This window comes from Streptomyces sp. NPDC086549 (assembly GCF_044746205.1).
Classification (GTDB): domain Bacteria; phylum Actinomycetota; class Actinomycetes; order Streptomycetales; family Streptomycetaceae; genus Streptomyces.
On record NZ_JBIVBS010000002.1, the window covers coordinates 443111 to 457367 of the forward strand.

Below are 14257 nucleotides of genomic sequence, written 5' to 3' on the forward strand. Positions count from 1 at the left end.
CGGGGTCTCCGGGCGCCCTCTGGCGTCACTGCTGGTCGGCCGGGTTCAGCGGGTCGTCCGTGACACCGTCCGTCGGTGTGGCCGGCGGGGACGTCGTCGTCGGCGGCCTGGTCGTCGGGGGCTGGGTCGGCGGCTGTGTGGTCGGGGGCTGGGTCGGGGACTGCGTCGGCGTGTCGGACGGGGTCGGCGACTGGGAGGTCGGGGTCTGGGACGGGGTCTCCGAGGGCTTCTCCGTCCAGCTCGGGATATCGGTCGGCTCGACGGCCGCGCCCTGCGTGGTGTTCAGGTCGAACTTCGCCTTGTCCGTGACGCCGAAGGTGTACGCCGCCCAGATCTTCGCCGGGTAGCCGCCGCCGTTGACCCGGAGGCCGGGGACCGGGAGTCCGGTCGCGCCCTTCAGCGAGACGTGGTTCTGGGTCTTCTTGTCCTCGCCGAACAGGCCCACCGAGGTGACCAGGTCGGGGGTGTAGCCGGTGAACCAGGCGGACCGGTTCTCGTCGGAGGTTCCGGTCTTGCCCGCCACCTGCTGGCCGTCGCGCAGCGAGTTCTTCGCCACCGACGTGCTGGCCGTACCGTCGTTGACCACGCCGGTCAGTACCGAGGTCACCGTGTCGGCGGCGGTGCGGCTGATCACCGAGCCGCCGATCGGGTTGGGTATGTCGACCGTGCGGTTCTTCTTCTCCGCCGACTTGACGATGGACGGCGTCACCTTGTAGCCGTGGTTGTCGAAGGTGGCGTAGATGCCGGCCATCTCCAGCGGGCTGGCGCCCATGGAGCCCAGCGTCTGCGCGGGCACCGCCTGCATGCCCTTGGTGTCCATGCCCAGCTTCTTGGCGGTGCTCATCACGTTGTCCATGCCCACGTCGACGCCCATCTGGGCGAAGACCGAGTTGACGGACTTGTTCATCGCCGTCTGGACCGTGATGGGGCCGTAGTTCTGGTCGTCCTCGTTGGGCGGGGCGAAGCCGACCTTGGTGCCGTTGTCCACGACCGGGCGGCGGCTCTTGCCGCTGTAGACCGTGTCGGCGGTGATCTCCTTGCCGTCCTGGGTCTTGGCGTCGTCCTCCAGCGCCGCGGCGAGGATCAGCGGCTTGAACGTCGACGCGGGCTGGAAGTCCGGGCGGGTCGCGTTGCTGATGTAGTGCTTGTAGTAGTCGATGCCGCCGTACAGCGCGACGATCTTGCCCGTCTTGGGGTCGACGGAGACCGCGCCGGCCTGGACGTTGCCGTCGACCTTGCGTTTCTTGGCGTCGAGCTTGCTGGTCAGTTCGGCCTTGACGGCCTTCTCCAGCGCGTCCTGCTTCTTCCGGTCGATGTTCAGGGTGATGGTCCAGCCCTGGTCGACCACCGCGGCCTCCGCCTGGGACTGGTTCAGGCCCTCGGACTCCATCAGCTGCTTCTCCAGCTGGTGGTTGGCGAGTTCGACCAGGTAGCCCTTCTGTCCTTCCAGACCGGGGGCGCCCTTGGGGGCCTTGGGGTACGGGAACGTCATGGCGTCGCGCTTGGCCTTGGTCAGCCAGCCCTCCTCGACCATGTTGTTCAGGACGTAGTTCCAGCGCGCCTTCACCAGCCTCTTGCCGGTGTCGGACGCGACCGCCCAGTCGTACTGGCTCGGCGCCTGGAGCAGGGAGGCGAGGTACGCGCCCTGTGAGACCGACAGCTTCTGGGCGTCGACCCGGTAGTAGGCCTGCGCCGCGGCCTGGATGCCGTAGGCGTTGCGGCCGTAGTAGCTGGTGTTGATGTAGCCCGCGAGGATGTCGTCCTTGGACGTCTCGCGTTCCACCTTCAACGAGATGACCAGTTCCCTCAGCTTGCGCGTGACGGTCTGGTCCTGGTTCAGGTAGAAGTTCTTGACGTACTGCTGGGTGATCGTCGAACCACCCTGCTTGCCCTTGCCCGAGAGCGTGTTGATCAGACCACGGGCGGTACCCCGGAAGTCGATGCCGGGGTCGCTGTAGAAGGACTTGTTCTCGGCCGCCACGAAGGTCAGCTGGACCTTCCTCGGCACCTTGGTGAGGTCCACGATCTCGCGGTTGACCTTGCCGTCACGGGCCAGGATCGTGCCGTCGCTGAACTTGTAGACATTGCTCTGGCGCTTTGCGGCCGGGTTGCCACTGGGCACGTCCACCAGCATGTAGAGCACGAAGAAGCCGCCGATGCACAGCAGGCAGAAGCCCAGGAACGTGCCGAGGATCTTCTTCCAGGTGAACAGCCTGCGTATCCAACTCTTGGCGGGCTTGGCAGGCTTGGCCGACTTGGCCCGCCTGCCCTGCTGGGCCTGCTGGGCCTGCTGGGCGGGCGGGGCCTGCGGGGTCTGTCCGGCCGGCGCTTCCGACGAGCGGCTCCTGGGCGCCGCGCGGTGGCCACCGCGCTGTCGCGCTCGTCTCTCTTCCGCTCGTCCCATGACTACGTCTGCTCCGCTCCGTCTCGGCTGTCGCACAGGTCCTGGCTCAGGTCAGCTCAGAAAGCTAACACCGCTCTATATGACAAAGGGCGTCTGATCCGCTCTTTTACGGACGTGACAATCAGCACCCCGCCCCAAGGGAACCGACGTGCGAACGGGGCGCGAGGTTGCTTCTGCGCGATAAAGTGTTATCACTTAGATAGGCCGACGCTAGATGAGCGAGCGCCGCGCGACCTTTGCCAGACGAACGGGGGGACCACCCATGTCCACACACGACGTACCCGAGATGCCCGCCCCACGCGTGCGGGAGTTCACCGCGCACAGCATCGGCGGCGGACTCGCGCTGCTGCTCGGACTGGTCGGCCTGGCGGCCGCCGTCGGCCTCATAGCCACCTCCTCGGCGATCGAGGCGACGCCCGGCGTCAAGGGCGCACTGGCCGCCGCGGGCGCGCTCGTCCTCCTCGCCTCCGTCATCGCGATGCGCGGGCTGAACACGGTGGCGCCGGGCGAGGCGCGGGTCGTCCAGCTCTTCGGCCGGTACCGGGGGACGATCCGGCAGGACGGCCTGCGCTGGGTGAACCCCTTCACCTCGCGGACCCGGATCTCCACCCGGGTGCGCAACCACGAGACCGCGGTCCTCAAGGTCAACGACGCCTACGGCAACCCGATCGAGCTCGCCGCGGTCGTCGTCTGGAAGGTCCAGGACACCGCCCAGGCCGTCTTCGAGGTGGACGACTACTCCGAGTTCGTCGCCACGCAGACCGAGACGGCCGTACGGCACATCGCCATCGAGTACCCCTACGACGCCCACGACGAGGACGGGCTGTCGCTGCGCGGCAACGCCGACGAGATCACCGAGAAGCTCGCGGCCGAGCTGCACGCGCGCGTGGAGGCGGCCGGTGTGCGGATCATCGAATCCCGCTTCACGCACCTCGCGTACGCGCCCGAGATCGCCTCGGCGATGCTCCAGCGGCAGCAGGCCGGCGCGGTCGTCGCGGCCCGGCGGGAGATCGTCGACGGAGCGGTCGGCATGGTCGAGGCGGCACTCGCCCGGATCGCGGAGCAGGACATCGTGGAGCTGGACGAGGAGCGCAAGGCGGCGATGGTGTCCAACCTGATGGTGGTGCTGTGCGGAGACAGGGCACCGCAGCCCGTACTGAACACTGGGACCCTGTACCAGTGACGGATCCCGCCGAGGGCGCCACGCCCAAGCGCCGGCCGCAGCAGCGCAAGCAGGTGCTGCTGCGGCTGGACCCATTGGTGTACGAGGCGCTCGCCCGCTGGGCCGGGGACGAACTGCGCTCGGCCAACGCGCAGATCGAGTTTCTGCTGCGCAAGGCCTTGGCGGAGTCCGGGCGGCTGCCCCGGGACGCCGGCCCCATTCCCCGCCGCGGACGGCCCCCGGAGTCGAACTGACCGCCGTGTAGCAGAACCGTGACAATCGGTCCCTACCTGCGGAGGCCTACCCCCCGCCACGACCTGCACACTCGACGTATACATACTGCGTATACACCGTGTGTAGAGTGCTCCGCATGTCCATCGGTCACACCCTTCTAGGACTCCTGGAGTCCGGCCCGCGACACGGTTACGACCTGAAGCGGGCCTTCGACGAGAAGTTCGGTCACGACCGGCCGCTGCACTACGGCCAGGTCTACTCGACGATGTCCCGACTGCTGAAGAACGGGCTCGTCGAAGTCGACGGGATCGAGGCGGGCGACGGCCCCGAGCGGAAGCGCTACGCGATCACGGACGCCGGGGTCACCGACGTGGAGCGGTGGCTGGCGACTCCGGAGAAGCCGGAGGAATACCTCCAGTCGACGCTCTACACCAAGGTCGTCCTCGCGCTGCTGACCCACCGGAACGCGGCCGACATCCTCGACACCCAGCGCTCCGAGCACCTGCGCAGCATGCGGATCCTGACCGACCGCAAGCGCAGGGGCGACCTGGCGGACCAGCTGATCTGCGACCACGCACTGTTCCACCTGGAGGCGGACCTGCGCTGGCTGGAGCTGACCGCCGCGCGCCTCGACAAGCTCCGTGAGGCGGTGGCCCGATGACCCCTCCTCCCGGTTCCCTGCTCGCCGCCGAGCAGCTGCGCAAGGCGTACGGGCCGACCGTCGCGCTCGACGGCGCCGAGTTCTCCATCCACCCCGGTGAGGTCGTCGCCGTGATGGGCCCGTCCGGGTCCGGCAAGTCGACGCTGCTGCACTGCCTCGCCGGGATCGTGACGCCCGACTCGGGCTCGATCATGTACGACGGGCGTGAGATGGCGACCATGAGCGACGCACAGCGCAGCGCGCTACGGCGCTCCGAGTTCGGGTTCGTGTTCCAGTTCGGGCAGCTCGTGCCGGAGCTGACCTGCGTGGAGAACGTCGCCCTTCCGCTGCGGCTGAACGGCACCTCCCGCAAGGCGGCCGAGAGGGCGGCGCTGAGCTGGATGGAGCGCCTCGAGGTCGACGACCTGAAGGGCAAGCGGCCCGGTGAGGTCTCCGGCGGCCAGGGGCAGCGGGTCGCCGTGGCGCGGTCGCTGGTCACCGAACCGCGGGTGCTGTTCGCCGACGAGCCGACCGGCGCGCTCGACTCGCTCAACGGCGAGCGCGTGATGGAGCTGCTGACGGAGGCAGCCCGGTCGACCAACGCGGCCGTCGTACTCGTGACCCACGAGGCACGGGTGGCCGCCTACTCCGACCGCGAGATCGTCGTACGGGACGGGAAGTCCCGGGACATGGAGCGCGCGGTATGAACGGAAAGGGGGGGCACCTCCCTGCTCGAGCGGAGCCGAGAGCTTGGGGGCGGTCCAGGGATCTGGCCATGGGGGTTCGGTTCGCCTTCACCGGCGGACGGGAAGGCTGGGTCCGGGCCCTGCTGACGGCCGTCGGCGTCGGGCTCGGGGTGGCGCTGCTGCTGCTGACGACAGCGATACCGAACGCCCTGAGGGCGCGCGACCACCGCGGCAGCGCCCGGGACGACTTCACCTACAGCGCGAAGAAGCTGCCGAAGGCGGACGACACACTCATCATCGCCCGCACCGACACGACGTTCCGCGACGCGGACGTCCGCGGCCGGCTCCTGGAGCCCGAGGGCACCCGGGCGCCGCTGCCGCCGGGCCTCGGGAAGTTCCCCGGGACGGGAGAGATGGTCGTCTCGCCCGCCCTGGACGAACTGCTCAAGTCCGACTCCGGCAAGCTGCTGCGCGAACGCCTCCCCTACCGCATCACCGGCACCATCGGGCAGTCCGGGCTCATCGGGCCCGCCGAACTCGCCTACTACGCGGGCGGGAAGGGACTCGAGAACCGTCTGACGGGCGGCGGCGTCGAACGCATCCACTACTTCGGGCCCTCCGCCGTGATCCGGAGCGACCCGCTGGACCCGGTCCTGCTGCTGCTCGTCCTGATCATCTTCGTCGTGCTGCTGCTGCCGGTCGGCGTGTTCATCGCGGCGGCCGTGCGCTTCGGCGGCGAGCGCCGGGACCGCCGGCTCGCGGCGCTCCGGCTGGTCGGCGCGGACGGGCGGATGGCGCGCCGGATCGCGGGCGGCGAGGCGCTCGCCGGGGCACTGCTCGGGCTCGTCCTCGGCGCCGGCTTCTTCCTGGCCGGCCGTCAGCTGGCGGCCCTGATGGAGGTGCGGGACATCAGTGTGTTCCCGAGCGACCTCAACCCGTCGCCGGCACTCGTCCTGCTCGTCGCCGTCGCCGTACCCGCCGCGGCCGTCCTGGTGACGCTGTTCGCACTGCGCGGGGTCGTCATCGAACCGCTCGGCGTGGTCCGCGCGGCGCAGCCGCCGCGGCGCCGGCTGTGGTGGCGGCTGCTGCTGCCGCTGGGCGGCCTCGCGCTGCTCTACCCGATGATCGGCCAGGGCAGCAGGAACGGGAACTTCAACCAGTGGCTGGTGATCGGCGGCACGGTGCTGCTGCTCGTCGGCGTCACCGCACTGCTGCCGTGGGTCGTCGAGGCCGTGGTGGCCCGGCTGAACTCCGGCTCGGTCTCCTGGCAACTGGCCGTCCGAAGGCTGCAGCTGAGCAGCGGTACGGCCGCCCGTATGGTCAACGGCATCGCCGTCGCGGTGGCCGGGGCGATCGCGCTGCAGATGCTGTTCGCCGGGGTCGAGGGCGACTACACCAAGAGCACCGCCAACGACCTGAACCGGGCGCAGCTGGAGATCTCCCTGCACAACGACGTGCCACTGACCGAGGCCGGCCGGCAGCTCTCGAAGACCGAGGGAGTGCGCCGCGCGTCGGTCATCTCGCAGACCTCGATCGGGGAACGGGCGAAGGAACCCCAGACCGAGCTGGAGGTCGCCATCGGCACCTGCGCGGAGCTGCGCGAGGTGGCGCGCCTGACCTCCTGCCGGGAAGGCGACGTCTTCCAGATCCACGGCAGCGACTACGACAGCAAGACGAAGAGGTTCAGCACACCGGGCAACACCGTGTACTTCGACCCGGCGTACGAAGGAACACCGAACCACCCGGTGGCCTGGAAGGTGCCCTCCGGGGTGAAGACGGCGGGGCCGCGGGAGGATCCGACCGGCTACGCGCGCGGCGGCCTGCTGTTCACCTCGGGCGCACTGCCCAAGGACGCGGCGGCAGGCCTGGCCCAGAAGGTGTTCGTGAGTCTCGACCCGTCGGTGCCGGACGCCAACGACCACGCGCGCAACACGGCCGCGCGGCTGGATCCGCTGGCGGACGTCTGGACCCTGGCCTCCAGTGAGCAGTCGCAGCAGTTCCGGTCCATCCGTACCGGCCTCTTCGTCGGTGCCACCTGCGTCCTGCTGCTGATCGGCGCGAGCCTGCTGGTCTCCCAGCTGGAGCAGCTGCGCGAGCGCAAGAAGCTGCTGTCGTCGCTGGTCGCCTTCGGCACCCGGCGCCGCACACTGAGCCTGTCGGTGCTCTGGCAGACGGCGATCCCGATCGCGCTGGGGCTGCTGCTGGCGTCCGTGGTGGGCATGACGCTGGGCACGGTGCTGCTGAAGATGACCGGCGCCACGGTCCGTGTGGACTGGGCGAGCGTCCTGGAGATGACCGGCGTGGGCGCCGGCGTCGTCCTCCTCGTGACCCTGCTCAGCCTGCCGCCGCTGCTGCGGCTGATGCGGCCGGAGGGGCTGCGGACGGAGTAGCCGCCGCTACGGAGTACCACCACTACGGAGTAGTCACCGCCCCCTTCTCGTGGGCCCCTTCCCGCCAGGAGGGGCCCACGTGCCGTGCGGTCACAGGCTGTGCTCCCGCACCACCCTCCGGGCCTGGGCGAACAGCATGCCGACGTTGACCGACTTGCGGCAGACGACCACGGCAACGACGTCCTGCTGCTCGTTCATGCGGATGAACAGGTGGGTGAGGTTGTCGCTGTTGACCAGGATCTCCTGGAAGAAGTGACCGTCACTGGTCATGCCGCGACGCTCCTTGAAGAGGTCCTCGATCATCACGACCGTACGCCCCTGGAACAGGTCCAGGGTCGCGCCCGCCAGCAGGTCCAGGACCTCGGGCGGATGGTTGTCGATCGTCTCGTACGAGAGCAGCATCCCGGTGGACATGTCGACCACTCCGGCCGCGACACACTCCGGCGCCTCGTTCCGCAGCGATTTGACCAGGCTCATCACCTGGTCCGAGAAACCCGTGGTCATACGCTTCGTCGCCATCCCTTCACACTCCCTCTGTTGCCTTCTCGGTGAGGATCGAGCCAATGCGGTCGAGGACCGGATGGGTCGCCCGGTGCAGGCGCTCCACGTCCATCCCCTCGTCGCCGAGCACGACCATCAGAGCGGTGTCGCCCACCGCGTAGTACGCGACGCAGCCGTGGCTGCCGTAGGTCACCGTCTGCCGCAGCGCACCACGCGCGGTGGCCTCGGCGGTGCGGCGCGCGAGGCCGAGGCCGGCGGCCGCGAGGGCGGCGAGGCCCTCCGGGTCGATGGAATCCGCGGTGTCGGCGGCGATCAGCATTCCGTCGGCGGCCGCCAGAGCCGTGTCGGTGATTCCGGTGACCCGTTCGCGCAGCCCGCGCATTTCCTGCGCCAGGGCTTCGTGATTCATGTGCTCAACTCCCTCATTCCTGACTGAATTCGACCGCTGCGACAATCAACACGCCCTTTTCATTTGGCGGTTCCGTGCCGCAGCCGGAAGAACCCTTTCCAGCTCGCCCCGCTCTTCGGCGGGCCGAGGGCTTCGGTGATGCCGCTGGCGCCGGGATCACGGCGCGGCAGTTCGACGGGGGTGGGGACCGGCTCCGGCTCCGGGGCCGGCGGGGGTGGCTCCCGGTGCCGTACGACCGGAGCCTCCAGCGGCATCCGGACCGGGATCCCGGCGGTCGGGCCGGCGCATTCCAGCAGCCCCTCGCCGAGCATGCGCGCGACCTCCACCGTGACGGTGTAGACCCCGCGACCGGTACGGAAGGCCAGGTCACGGGCGGTGCGGCGGCCGTCGGCGTGGCCGAGCAGCTCCTGTTGCAGCGAGGTGAGGGGGCGGTCGGCCGCGGCGGCGGGCAGGGGGCGTTCCCGGTCGGGGCGCACGGGGTGGGGCAGCGCGGCCAGGGCGGCCAGCTTGCGGTTCGCCTCCTGGAGCAGCCGGGCGGGTGCCTCGCCGACGGCGACCGGGGCGTGCGGCTCGGTGCCGAGGACGGCCTCGCAGCCGTCCACCCGGCCGGCGACGATGGCGAAGGCCGCGTCCTGCAGCGCCATCACGCACACCACTCTGAGCTGGGCCGCCCCCGCGTAGCCGCGCGCGATCAGGCCAGCGACCGGCCAGCGCGCCCCGCCGGACTCCCGCACCAGATCGGCCCACTGCTCACCGTCGATGCGGTCGGAGCGCAGCAGCAGCGCCTCGGGGCCGGGGGCGCCGGGGCTCTCGGTCGCGACCACGAGCCCACCCCGCAGATGGAAGGCGCCGCCCGGGCTGCCCGGCACCCGCAGTTCTCCGCTGAATCCCTCGCGCCCGCACCCGATCAGGGCGTGCGCGAGCCGGCCGTAACCGGCCCTGCCGAGGGGATCCCGAACCTCCGACATCACTCCCCTTGGCATATCGGCATTTCGCACAGACGCCTGATGCGTCGCACCGAGGGGGTATGTGTATCAGCTCGATGGCATATTTCAGCGAGGGATTTCCCACCTGTCCCCAGCTGACGGAAGTTGGAACATTGAGCGACTCAAATCGCTTTGTTCGACACACATTTGATCGATTGAAGGACGGACTCAGGCGCCCCCGCCGAGGACCCGCACCGGCAGCGGCCGCAGGGCCTCGCGCAGGGCTGCCGCCAGCTCCCGGTACTCGGCGCCGCGGGCCGCTCCGGTGCGCATGGCCAGGGCGACGCGGCGGCTCGGAGCGGGATCGGCGAAGGAGCCGGTGAGCAGCTGGTTGCCGCGGGAGACCTCGACCTTGAGGGCGGTGCTGGGCAGCAGGGTGCAGCCGAGACCGCCGGCGACGAGCTGGACGAGCGTCGAAAGACCCGCGGCGGTGGTCGTGACCGGCGCGTCCTCCCGACCCGCCTCGCGACAGATGTCGAGGGCCTGGTCGCGCAGGCAGTGCCCCTCGTCGAGGAGCAGCAGGTTGAGCTCCTTGAGGGCCTCGCGCGGGATTCCCTCGCGGCCGCCGAGCCAGTGGCCGGGCGGGGTGACGAGCACGAAGTCCTCGTCGAAGAGAGGGAGTTCGACCACACCGGGGATGCCGAGGGGCACGGCGAGCAGCAGCAGGTCGAGCCGGCCGCCGCCCAGCCCGTCCAGCAGGCTGGCGGTCTGCTCCTCGTGCACCTGGAGGTCGAGGTCGGGGTACCGGTCGTGCACGAGCCGCAGGACGGTGGGCAGCAGATAGGGCGCGACGGTCGGAATGACCCCGAGCCGCAGCACCCCGGTGAAGGGCGCGCGGACCGCCTCGGCCTCCTCCAGCAGCGCGCCGACCTCATCCAGTACCGCCTTGGCCCGTACGGCGAGCCGCTCACCGGCGGGCGAGAGCAGTACCTTCCGGGTCGTACGCTCCAGCAGGGTGACCCCGAGGGTCTCCTCCAGGGCCGACACGGCCCCCGAGAGGGCGGGCTGGCTCATCCCGATGGCGGCCGCCGCGTCCCGGAAGTGCAGGTGCTCGGCGACGGCGGAGAAGGCACGCAGCTGGGACAGGCTGGGCTGCCGCCGCTTCCCGCTCACGCTACTCACGGTCACTGATAGATCCCTCCGATCAACCCGACCGAGTGTAGCTATTTCCCGTATCAATACACCCTGTGCCAACATCGACAACGTCCAACCCAAGGGAAACGCCCGCGATCCGGGGGTTTCCTCGCTGCAAGGAGAGCGCGTGCTCACTGTTGGTGACAAGTTCCCCGAGTTCGAACTGGCCGCCTGTGTCTCACTGGAGAAGGGCAAGGAGTTCGAGACGATCAACCACAAGACCTACGAGGGCAAGTGGAAGATCATCTTTGCGTGGCCCAAGGACTTCACCTTCGTGTGCCCGACCGAGATCGCGGCCTTCGGCAAGCTGAACGACGAGTTCGCCGACCGTGACGCCCAGGTCCTCGGCTTCTCCGGTGACTCCGAGTTCGTGCACCACGCCTGGCGCAAGGACCACGACGACCTGCGCGACCTGCCGTTCCCGATGATGGCCGACTCGAAGCACGAGCTGATGCGCGACCTGGGCATCGAGGGCGAGGACGGCTTCGCCAAGCGCGCCGTCTTCATCGTCGACCAGAACAACGAGATCCAGTTCTCCATGGTGACCGCCGGCTCCGTCGGCCGTAACCCCAAGGAGGTCCTGCGGGTCCTGGACGCCCTCCAGACGGACGAGCTCTGCCCGTGCAACTGGACCAAGGGCGACGACACGCTGGACCCGGTCGCGCTGCTGGCCGGTGAGTGAGTTGTCCCTCGACTCCCTCAAGTCCCGCATTCCGGACTACGCCAAGGACCTGAAGCTCAACCTGGGCTCGGTCATCGGCAACTCCGACCTGCCCGCGCAGCAGCTGTGGGGGACGGTCCTGGCGACCGCCATCGCGTCCCGCTCCCCCATCGTCCTGCGCGAGCTGGAGCCGGAGGCGAAGGCGAACCTGTCGCCGGAGGCGTACACCGCGGCGAAGTCCGCGGCCGCCGTCATGGCGATGAACAACGTCTTCTACCGGACGCGCCACCTGCTGTCCGACCACGAGTACGGCACCCTGCGCGCCGGCCTGCGGATGAACGTCATCGGCAACCCCGGCGTCGACAAGGTCGACTTCGAGCTGTGGTCGTTCGCGGTGTCCGCCATCAACGGCTGCGGCATGTGCCTCGACTCGCACGAGCAGGTGCTGCGCAAGGCGGGCGTCGACCGTGAGGTCATCCAGGAGTCCTTCAAGATCGCCTCGGTCATCCAGGCGATCGGCGTGACCCTGGACGCGGAGGCCGTGCTCTCCGAGTAGGCCGCTGTACCGCGGGGCCTCGCTCACTCCTGGTGGGCGAGGCCCTCGGTGCTTTCCTGGGCGTCCCTGGGGGCCGCGCTCCCGGGGACGCCTTCGGCCTGGACGGCCTCGTCCTCAAGAGCCGGACGGGCCGGAGGAAGCGGGCCGCTGTCCGGTCCCACTCCCGGTCCCGCTCCCTTCGAGGCCTGCTCCATCGAGTACTGCCGCAGGTACCCCACCACCGTGTTCGTCACCGCCACCAGCGGTACGGCGACCACGGCGCCCCCGATGCCGGCCACCATGCCGCCCGCCGCGACCGACAGCACCACCGCCAGCGGGTGCACCCGCACCGCACGGCCCAGGATGAACGGCTGGAGGATGTGGCCCTCGATCTGCTGGACCGCCAGGACCACCATCAGGGTCATGACCGCGGTGAAGACGCCCTGCGTCACCAGCGCCACCACCACCGCGAGCGCGCCGGACGCCACGGCGCCCACCAGCGGGATGAACGAGAACAGGAAGATGAACACGGCCAGCGGGACGGCCATGGGGACGTCCAGGAAGTAGATGCCGAGGCCGATGAAGATGGCGTCGATCAGGGCCACCAGCACCGTGCCGCGGACGTAGGCGGTCAGCGTGCGCCAGGCGCGCGGGCCGGCGCCGGCCACGCCCGGCCGGGCAGGCGCGGGCACCAGCTTCAGCAGCCACTCCCAGATGCGCTCACCGTCGTACAGCAGGAACAGCGTCGAGAAGAACACCAGCAGGATGCCGGTCAGGGTCTCGACGATGACCTGGACGCCCTCCAGGCCCGCGGACGTGATCTGGTCGGCGTTGGCACCGATCGCCTCGCGGAGGTTCTTGGCGATCTGGTTGATCTGCTTGTCAGTGACGTGGAAGGGGCTCTTCAGCAGCCAGTTGCGCAGATCGTCGATGCCGTTCTGGATCTGGTTGGAGAGGGTGTCGATGTTCTCCATGACCTGCCAGGTCACGAACCACCCGATCAGCCCCATCACGACGAAGCCGAGGATGGCGGTGAGCGCGGTGGCCGGACCGCGCGGCACCCCGTGGCGTCGCAGCCGGGACACCGTCGGGTGCAGAAGCGCGGTGATCAGCAGCGCTATGACGAAGGCGAAGACGACCAGTTGTACGGCGCTGATGACCCGCATCAGCACCCAGACCGTGCCCGCGAGCACCAGCAGCCGCCAGCCCGCCTCCGCGGCGACCCGCACGCCCCACGGCACGGCCTGCGCCGGGTCCGGACGGGGACCGGCAGGCACCGCGGGCGGAAGGGCGACCGGCTCCGGGTCGGCGACGACCGGCTCGGGCTCGACGAGCTCCTTCTCCACCTCGGCCCTGCGCTCGTCCAACCGCTCGCCCATCTCGGTCAGTCCGGCGCCGAGTCGGCCGAGCCACCCTGGCACTCGCGACATGATCCGTCCTTTTCCCCCGCTTCCCCGGGTGCTCGCCACCACTCCCCCCTGGAGTCGTTCGCGTCCGACCGTACAGGGCGAAAGCCCCTCCCCCTAGGACGGGGAGGGGCTGCGCAAGGTTGAGAGGGAACCGGCCGGCTCAGTACCAGCTGTTCGCCTGCCAGAACGTCCAGGCCTGGCAGGGGCTGCCGTACCGGCTGTTCATGTAGTTGAGGCCCCACTTGATCTGGGTGGCCGGGTTCGTCTGCCAGTCGGCGCCGGCGGACGCGTACTTGCCGGCGGGCAGGGCCTGGAAGAGGCCGTAGGCACCGGAGGAGGCGTTGACCGCGTGGTAGTTCCAGCTGGACTCGTGGTCCACGATGTTGCTGAAGCACTGGAACTGGTCGCCCGCCACCATCTGGCGCGCCATCGCCTGGATCTGCGCGACGGTGTACGAGCTCTGGACCGGGAAGCTGGAGGAGTCACGGGCCGCGGAACGGCTGGCCGCCTTCTTCGCCTCGGCGCGCGCCTTGGCTTCCCTCTCCGCCTTCTCGGCGGACGCCTTCTTCGCGACGGCGGTCTCCGCGGCTGCCTTGCGGGCCGCCGCTTCGGCGTCCTTCTTGGCGCTCGCGTCGGCCTGAATCGCCTGGGCGTCGGCCTGCTGCGTCAGGGACGCGGTCTGCACCTGGGCCTGCTGACCCGCGGGTATGTCCGCGAGAAGCGTGGTGTCGGCGGCCGTCGGCTCGGCGTCGTTGTTCTGCGCGACGCTGCCCGAGGCAACTCCGACGACGCTTCCGACGGCGGTGACCGCGGTGGCCGAGGCCACTGCGAATCCCCGGACCGAAATCCGGCTCACACGGTTTCCTTCCAGCATCGTCCGCTTCGGTGACCCTGGCGGACGCAATCGTGCCCCTGAACGCTGGCCTCCCAACTGCGGGGTCACGGGAGGCACGGGCCCGGTGGGCAACTCCCTGCACGGGAGTGCCGCGTGGTACTTCGGGCGGCATACGACGTCGCTGTGGAGTTAGCTGTGGTGCTTTTGTGGTGCCGTACCGCTGGGGGTACAGGGGTGCCGTATGCGGGGCCTGACAGGAGTGAGACTCTGC

General features: G+C 69.6%; 14 protein-coding genes. 7 read left to right on the forward strand and 7 right to left on the reverse strand.

All coding sequences use genetic code 11. From position 1 onward, the window contains the following. Positions 1-25 precede the first annotated feature (25 nt). Positions 26-2404, reverse strand: a complete 2379-nt coding sequence (locus tag ACIPSA_RS08680) for a transglycosylase domain-containing protein (RefSeq protein ID WP_402630529.1) — start codon at positions 2402-2404, stop codon at positions 26-28. A gap of 262 nt (positions 2405-2666) precedes the next feature. Between ACIPSA_RS08680 and ACIPSA_RS08685 the strand changes: the two genes are divergently transcribed. The 5 genes from ACIPSA_RS08685 to ACIPSA_RS08705 all read left to right on the forward strand — a co-directional run bounded on the left by ACIPSA_RS08685 (position 2667) and on the right by ACIPSA_RS08705 (position 7516). Further along, complete coding sequence (locus ACIPSA_RS08685; protein ID WP_402630532.1) at positions 2667-3587, forward strand: SPFH domain-containing protein; 921 nt, start codon at positions 2667-2669, stop codon at positions 3585-3587. Then, positions 3584-3820 (forward strand): hypothetical protein, encoded by a 237-nt coding sequence (locus ACIPSA_RS08690; RefSeq protein WP_402630534.1) that lies wholly within the window; start codon positions 3584-3586, stop codon positions 3818-3820. The genes ACIPSA_RS08685 and ACIPSA_RS08690 overlap by 4 nt, the downstream gene beginning before the upstream one ends. Positions 3821-3936: 116 nt before the next feature. Then, complete coding sequence (locus ACIPSA_RS08695; protein ID WP_402630537.1) at positions 3937-4461, forward strand: PadR family transcriptional regulator; 525 nt, start codon at positions 3937-3939, stop codon at positions 4459-4461. Next, complete coding sequence (locus ACIPSA_RS08700) at positions 4458-5147, forward strand: ABC transporter ATP-binding protein (protein WP_402630540.1); 690 nt, start codon at positions 4458-4460, stop codon at positions 5145-5147. The genes ACIPSA_RS08695 and ACIPSA_RS08700 overlap by 4 nt, the downstream gene beginning before the upstream one ends. Positions 5148-5215: 68 nt before the next feature. Continuing rightward, positions 5216-7516, forward strand: coding sequence for an ABC transporter permease (locus ACIPSA_RS08705; protein WP_402630543.1), 2301 nt, complete (start codon positions 5216-5218; stop codon positions 7514-7516). A 90-nt stretch (positions 7517-7606) separates the two neighbouring features. Here ACIPSA_RS08705 and ACIPSA_RS08710 read toward each other — a convergent pair whose 3' ends face one another. From ACIPSA_RS08710 to ACIPSA_RS08725, 4 genes are all read right to left on the reverse strand, one after another. Beyond that, a complete protein-coding gene (locus ACIPSA_RS08710) occupies positions 7607-8035 on the reverse strand; it encodes a hypothetical protein (protein ID WP_402630546.1) in 429 nt (142 codons plus the stop codon). 4 nt (positions 8036-8039) lie between these two features. Continuing rightward, on the reverse strand, positions 8040-8426 hold the full coding sequence (locus ACIPSA_RS08715; RefSeq protein WP_402630549.1) for a roadblock/LC7 domain-containing protein: 387 nt from the start codon (positions 8424-8426) through the stop codon (positions 8040-8042). 59 nt (positions 8427-8485) lie between these two features. After that, positions 8486-9394, reverse strand: a complete 909-nt coding sequence (locus ACIPSA_RS08720) for a MarR family transcriptional regulator (protein ID WP_402630552.1) — start codon at positions 9392-9394, stop codon at positions 8486-8488. A 186-nt stretch (positions 9395-9580) separates the two neighbouring features. Continuing rightward, positions 9581-10525: a LysR substrate-binding domain-containing protein gene (locus ACIPSA_RS08725; RefSeq protein WP_402630555.1), complete on the reverse strand. Its 945-nt coding sequence runs from the start codon at positions 10523-10525 to the stop codon at positions 9581-9583. Between the two features lie 148 nt (positions 10526-10673). Between ACIPSA_RS08725 and ACIPSA_RS08730 the strand changes: the two genes are divergently transcribed. Both ACIPSA_RS08730 and ACIPSA_RS08735 read left to right on the forward strand, forming a co-directional pair. Continuing rightward, complete coding sequence (locus tag ACIPSA_RS08730) at positions 10674-11228, forward strand: peroxiredoxin (RefSeq protein ID WP_402630558.1); 555 nt, start codon at positions 10674-10676, stop codon at positions 11226-11228. 1 nt (position 11229) lies between these two features. Continuing rightward, positions 11230-11763: an alkyl hydroperoxide reductase gene (locus tag ACIPSA_RS08735; protein WP_402631703.1), complete on the forward strand. Its 534-nt coding sequence runs from the start codon at positions 11230-11232 to the stop codon at positions 11761-11763. 23 nt (positions 11764-11786) lie between these two features. On the opposite strand, the gene ACIPSA_RS08740 is transcribed toward ACIPSA_RS08735, so the two are convergent. Next, positions 11787-13172, reverse strand: a complete 1386-nt coding sequence (locus tag ACIPSA_RS08740) for an AI-2E family transporter (RefSeq protein ID WP_402630561.1) — start codon at positions 13170-13172, stop codon at positions 11787-11789. 139 nt (positions 13173-13311) lie between these two features. Beyond that, on the reverse strand, positions 13312-14007 hold the full coding sequence (locus ACIPSA_RS08745; protein ID WP_402630564.1) for a transglycosylase SLT domain-containing protein: 696 nt from the start codon (positions 14005-14007) through the stop codon (positions 13312-13314). Positions 14008-14257 lie beyond the last annotated feature (250 nt).